Annotated in this window: 3 protein-coding genes; all 3 read right to left on the bottom strand. The window is 44.5% G+C overall.

The window, feature by feature from the left end; translation table 11 throughout:
* Window positions 1-580: 580 nt before the first annotated feature.
* Complete coding sequence (locus tag ACI39P_RS08560) at window positions 581-1,801, bottom strand: cation:dicarboxylate symporter family transporter (protein ID WP_439720244.1); 1,221 nt, start codon at window positions 1,799-1,801, stop codon at window positions 581-583.
* Window positions 1,802-2,000: 199 nt separating this feature from the next.
* The gene (locus ACI39P_RS08555) at window positions 2,001-2,831 is read right to left on the bottom strand and encodes a GIY-YIG nuclease family protein (RefSeq protein ID WP_439720243.1); all 831 of its coding nucleotides are present in this window, start codon (window positions 2,829-2,831) and stop codon (window positions 2,001-2,003) included.
* A 91-nt stretch (window positions 2,832-2,922) separates the two neighbouring features.
* Window positions 2,923-5,550, bottom strand: a complete 2,628-nt coding sequence (gene ppdK, locus ACI39P_RS08550) for a pyruvate, phosphate dikinase (RefSeq protein WP_439720242.1) — start codon at window positions 5,548-5,550, stop codon at window positions 2,923-2,925.
* Window positions 5,551-6,203: the final 653 nt, after the last annotated feature.

Genomic DNA, 6,203 nt, shown 5'->3' with positions numbered 1-6,203 from the left:
GAATGACTATGGGTTGTGTGTTCATATCCATTGTTCAGTTTTCAAGGATCAATCTCGCCTCTCGGCGACCGAAGATTATTTTATCAAATCTTCATTTTTTTGTCAAGTACTTTTTTAAATACTTTTCTAAGTTGTTTCGCTTTCTGCTACTTCAGCAGCGAATAACATTTTATCAAACATTATTTCGCCTGTCAAGCACTTTTTTGATTTTTTTCAATCTCTTTCGTACTTATCTCTGATATTTCGCATCAGCAGAAATTATTATATCAGCCCTACGCATCCCTGTCAATGGTTTTCTTTAAAAACATTTAACTTTTTTTGCGTTTCCTCTAGTCTGATTTTTCAGTTTGTCTTGCTGTTTCGCAAGCACATTTAATTATTATACTCTTCTTTTTAAAAATGTCAACACCATTTTTCAACTTTTTTATCTTTTTTTCCTGTCCTCCCTGCCCCCTTTCCTTAATAAATAACAAACTGCTTTTTCTCAGCTGCTTTTGCAGGATACCCCCCCAACGCTTTGGAAAAGAGAAAGGACCCAGCTGCTATACAGCCAGGTCTTTCTATTCTTTCAAATATAAGCTTATGCCTTTGCTTCTTTCTTTTCTTCCATTTTAGAAACGCACAGTGTGCAAGCCGCGTCTCCGGTGATATTTACCGTTGTGCGCCCCATATCGAAAATTCGGTCAATACCGGCTACCAGCGCGATCCCTTCCACCGGCAGGCCAACGCTCTGCAATACCATAGCCAGCATGATCATCCCTGCGCCGGGCACGCCTGCTGTGCCAATAGAGGCCAGCGTTGCCGTCAAGATAATCGCAATCTGCTGTCCCAGCGTCAGCTGAATACCATAGCATGTTGCAATGAAAATAGAGCATACCCCTTGGTAAATAGCCGTACCATCCATATTGATGGTAGCCCCCAAAGGCAGGATAAAGCTGGCGACGTCCTTCTTCGCCCCCAATTTCTGTACACATTCCAGATTCAGCGGCAGGGTGCCAACAGAAGAAGCGCTGGAAAATGCCATCATAATGGCAGGCAGCATTCCTTTGAAGAATTTCACAGGATTCAGCCCCGCAAATGCTTTTACCGTTGCGGAATATACGATGACCATGTGCAGCATATAGGCAAGGTAAGCCACTGCCAATACCGTCAGCAGATCCCCCAGAATGGAAGGGCCGTTTTCCGCCACCACAGGGGTAATCAGGCAGAATACACCGATAGGGCTCAGCTTGATAATGGCATCCATGATATACATGGAAACCGCATTGGCACTTTCTATAAAAGCCGCAAAGGGCTTGCCCTTTTCCCCAACGGCGATGGTGCCAAATCCAAAAAATAAAGCAATCACAATGACTTGCAGCATATTGGCATTTACCATAGGTTCTACTGCGTTGCTGGGAAAAATATTCACAATAGTTTCTATAAAACTGGGAGCCGCAGCCGCTTCATATTCCAAGCCGGATGTTGTCAATTCGTGAAAAAACCCCTTGCACAGATTCGCCATCACCAGCCCAATCAGTACTGCCACCGCCGTGGTACACATATAGTAGCAGAGGGTTTTCACGCCAATGCTGCCCACTTTTCGCATATCCTTCATAGAAATGACACCGCTCATAATGGAAAACAGCACAATGGGCACAACAATGAATTTCACCAGATTCAGGAACAGCGTCCCAAATGGCTTGATGTAACGCACAGCGATCTCAGGTGTATGCATCAGCATCCCACCGGTCAGGATACCCAACACCAGCCCAATAAAAATCCACAACGCCAGAGGGCGTTTTTTCTTTTCTTTCGACATTAGAATTCCTCCTGTTTCTATGATAACAAAGTAAATCCGTTGCCTATTTTACAATACGCCCTCTTATTTTTCAATATTTTCAATCGATTTCCAGAATATAACAGATTTTTTAGGTAAAAAATACCGTTAAATTTCTATTATCTTCTATTTTCTCTAAATTTCTCTATTTAATTCCAAATATCATTATTCTCCCAGCAGTTTAATTTCCGTTGTATCCAAATCTTCTGGTCTGCAGCGTTTCCTTCCACCAGCTTTCCCTGCTTAAGATATAGGCATCATCCATTCTGGCATTATAATTTTCCAGGATCGCATATTGAAAATATCGCTTGATGTAATCAAACCCTTTTTCCTTTATCAATTCCTGCAGCTCAACATTGCCGCCATGGCCATTTTCCACATAAGCCTTCCATCTTTGCAGCAGCATCCCCCGCTGTGCCGTAGCAGAGCCAACATAATGCTTGCCAGTGTTGGTGTCGGTCAGTAAATATACTGCCTTTTGGTTCTGCAATGCCGCCAGCCAGCTTGCTTTTTTTCTGGAAAGAATCGCTTCCAGCTTCGCATAGGATACTCTGACATTTTCATATCCGGGAAATTCATCCCCATCATATACCGACGGCAAAATCTCCATCACTTCCAGCTCCTCCATGATGGATTCATATTTTCTGCCCATCCCCATGGTTTTGTTATGGTATTTCAATTTGATCCTGCCAAAATATTTTTTATATTCTGTCCTCTCCGCCGCATCATAGCCAATCCCATCCTCCACATCAAGTTCTTTTTGAATATCCTTGATGGTCGTTAAAAGCCAAGTATCCGTATCGATATACAGCAGACAAATGGCAATCTGGCCTTTATGGAAATATCTTCTCTCCTTGTGCCACAGAAACCATTCTGTGTTTACCTTTTCCGGGTCCTGCAAATATAATTCATGGGGATCCTCGCTCCCATTATGCACATTCAGCTTTATCCTCACATTAGGAATCTGGTTTTGCGAAAACCCCAAAATATCATTCAACAGTATCTTTCCCATAGAGTCGCCCTCCTCCTTTTTTCCATAAAAAAGCGCACCCTTTCGGTGCGCTCTTTTGCTATATTTCAGTTTTCTTATTCCTATGTATTCTTTATCTGGGGAAGTTGATCTGAGCCTGTGCCGCAGCCAATCTAGCGATAGGTACACGGTAAGGAGAACAAGATACATAGTCCAGACCGATCTGGTGGCAGAATTCAACGGAGTAAGGATCGCCGCCGTGTTCGCCGCAGATACCCAGGTGGATGTCAGGGCGTACAGGTTTTGCCTTTTCTACCGCCCATTTCATCAGCAGACCAACACCTGTTCTGTCCAGTCTTGCAGTAGGGTCAACTTCATAGATGTTCTTGTCAATGTAGTCAGCCAGAATCTTGCCGGCATCGTCACGGGACAGACCATATGTCATCTGTGTCAGGTCGTTTGTACCGAAGGAGAAGAATTCTGCTTCTGTAGCGATCTGGTCAGCTGTCAAAGCAGCTCTGGGGATTTCGATCATCGTACCAACCAGATAGTCCAGTTTCTTGCCTTTTGCTTCGAATACTTTTTCTGCTGTTTCTACAACGATATTCTTAACGAATTTCAGTTCTTTGATTTCACCGATCAGAGGGATCATGATTTCAGGCTTGATGTTGATGCCTTCTTCTTCAGAAACTTCGATGGCAGCTTCGATGATCGCTTTTGTCTGCATTTCAGCAATTTCAGGATAGCTTACAGCCAAGCGGCAGCCACGGTGGCCCATCATAGGGTTCAGTTCGTGCAGGCCACGAGCTTTGATCTTCAGTTCTTCTACTGTCTTGCCTGTCATTTCTGCCAGCTGTTCAAATTCTTCCTCTGTGTTGGGCATGAATTCATGGAGAGGAGGATCCAGCAGACGGATGGTAACAGGTCTTTCCTGCATTGCTTTGTAGATGCCCTTGAAGTCTTCTTTCTGGAAGGGTTCAATGCCGGCCAGCGCTTCTTTTCTTTCTTCCACTGTATCGGACATGATCATCTTTCTAAATTTCATGATTCTTTCGCCTTCAAAGAACATATGCTCTGTTCTTGTCAGGCCAATGCCTTCTGCGCCAAAGTCGATGGCAACCTGCGCATCGTGAGGTGTATCAGCGTTTGTTCTTACTTTCAGCACTCTCTTTGCGTCTGCCCATTTCATGAATGTTTCAAAGTTGCCTGTGATTTCAGCTTCTACGGTAGGAATATCTTCACCATAGATGTTCCCTGTGGAGCCATCCAGGGAAATATAGTCGCCTTCTTTAAAGGTTCTGCCGCCCAGTGTGAAGGTTTTTGCTTCCTCGTTCATCTTAATTTCTTCACAGCCGGATACACAGCATGTACCCATACCACGGGCTACTACTGCAGCGTGGGATGTCATACCGCCGCGAACAGTCAGGATACCCTGGGATGCAGCCATACCTTCGATATCTTCGGGGGATGTTTCCAGACGAACCAGAATTACTCTGTCGCCGCCTTCTGCAGCTGCTTTTGCTTCTTCTGCTGTGAAATATACCTTACCAGCAGCAGCACCGGGGGATGCAGGCAGGCCTTTGCCCAGAGGTTTTGCAGCTTTCAGCGCTGTCTGGTCAAATGCAGGGTGCAGCAGCTGATCCAGCTGTTTGGGTTCTACTCTCAGCAGAGCTTCGTCTGTTGTGATCAGGCCTTCTTCTACCATTTCAACAGCGATTCTCAGGGCAGCGTTTGCAGTTCTCTTACCATTTCTTGTCTGCAGGAAGAACAGCTTGCCTTCTTCAATGGTAAATTCCATATCCTGCATATCTTTATAGTGTCTTTCCAGTGTGTTTGCGATATCCATAAACTGATCGTAAACACCGGGCATATCTTCTTTCAGTTTTGCGATGGGGTTAGGTGTACGAACACCGGCTACTACGTCTTCGCCCTGGGCATTTACCAGATATTCGCCCAGCATAGCCTTTTCGCCTGTTGCAGCGTTTCTTGTAAAAGCAACACCAGTACCGGATGTATCACCCATGTTACCGAATACCATCATCTGTACGTTAACCGCTGTGCCCCAGCTGTAAGGGATATCGTTCATTCTTCTGTAAACGAAAGCACGAGGGTTATCCCAGCTGCGGAATACGGCCATAGCAGCTTCCAGCAGCTGTTCCTTAGGATCCTGAGGGAATTCCTTGCCCTGGTCGTCCAGATAGATCTGTTTGAACATCGCTGTAACTGTCTTCAGGTCATCAGCTGTCAGGTCTGTGTCGTATTTTGCACCGACTTTTTCTTTATATTCATCCAGTTTTCTTTCGAATTTGGATTTGGAAACGCCGATAACAACGTCCGCAAACATCATGATAAATCTTCTGTAGGAGTCATAAGCGAATCTGGTGTTGCCAGTTTTCTTCGCCAAACCTTCTACGGAGATATCGTTCAGCCCCAGGTTCAGAACAGTATCCATCATACCGGGCATGGATGCTCTTGCACCGGAACGAACGGAAACCAGCAGAGGATTTTCAGGATCGCCCAGCTTTTTGCCAGCGATCTCTTCCAGTTTTGCCAGAGCCACTTCGATCTGTTCGATCATTTCATCTGTCAGTTTTTTGCCGCCTTCATTGTATTCTGTACAAGCTTCTGTTGTGATTGTGAAGCCATAGGGAACAGGCAGTCCCAGATTTGTCATTTCAGCCAGGTTCGCACCTTTACCGCCCAGCAGGTTTCTCATGGAAGCGTTACCTTCGCTGAACATGTAAACATATTTCTTGCTCATTACACATTACCTCCTGTATCCTGATTGGATATAAATTTAGGGTCTTTGGCTGCAGCCTGTCAGGCCGCATCTCAAATCAAAAACGATTCAATAAAAATTATACCACCCTTGTGAAAAAATCACAATATTTCCAAAACCTTCTCGTCGCTTTTTTCGTCTATGTTCATTCAGCAAAATTCCTTTTGCCAATTCCATAAAAGACTGCCCCCAAAACAGGTGGAAAATCTATGATTTTTGCCAAAAGATGGCATACGTTCTTTCTTGTGGGTCAGCAAATTGCCATGTAGGACAAAAACCGCCCCACTGGTATCACTTTTTCAACTGATGTACCAAAGGAAAATTCTTCCCCTATATTAAGAGTACTCCAATTCTCAGCAATACGCAAGAGCGTATTTTGTACTTTTTTCAGAAAATTTGTATTTTCTGCTGCGGACTTCCGTTTTCAGCAAAACGACACCCCTTTTTGGAGAGAAATATTTGCAAGCAGATTGTATCTCCTGCTGCCGCTGAAGCAGCACTTCGCTTTTATAAAAACAATGCGTATGACTTCCGTCTTACGCTTGGACTTGCCCCGCAAGTCAATCTCATGCTATGCTGCCCCCAAACCGCACTTCATTTTTATAAAAACAATGCGTAAGACTTTCGTCTTACGC

This window comes from Anaerotignum sp., from assembly GCF_051877975.1.
In the GTDB taxonomy this organism is placed as follows: domain Bacteria; phylum Bacillota; class Clostridia; order Lachnospirales; family Anaerotignaceae; genus Anaerotignum_A.
This window is presented reverse-complemented; position numbering and strand designations above follow the sequence as displayed.

Coding starts and splice junctions, on each gene's coding strand:
- ACI39P_RS08555 (WP_439720243.1), bottom strand. CDS start 2,831: ATGGGAAAGATACTGTTGAATGATATTTTGGGGTTTTCGCAAAACCAG.
- ACI39P_RS08560 (WP_439720244.1), bottom strand. CDS start 1,801: ATGTCGAAAGAAAAGAAAAAACGCCCTCTGGCGTTGTGGATTTTTATT.
- ppdK (WP_439720242.1), bottom strand. CDS start 5,550: ATGAGCAAGAAATATGTTTACATGTTCAGCGAAGGTAACGCTTCCATG.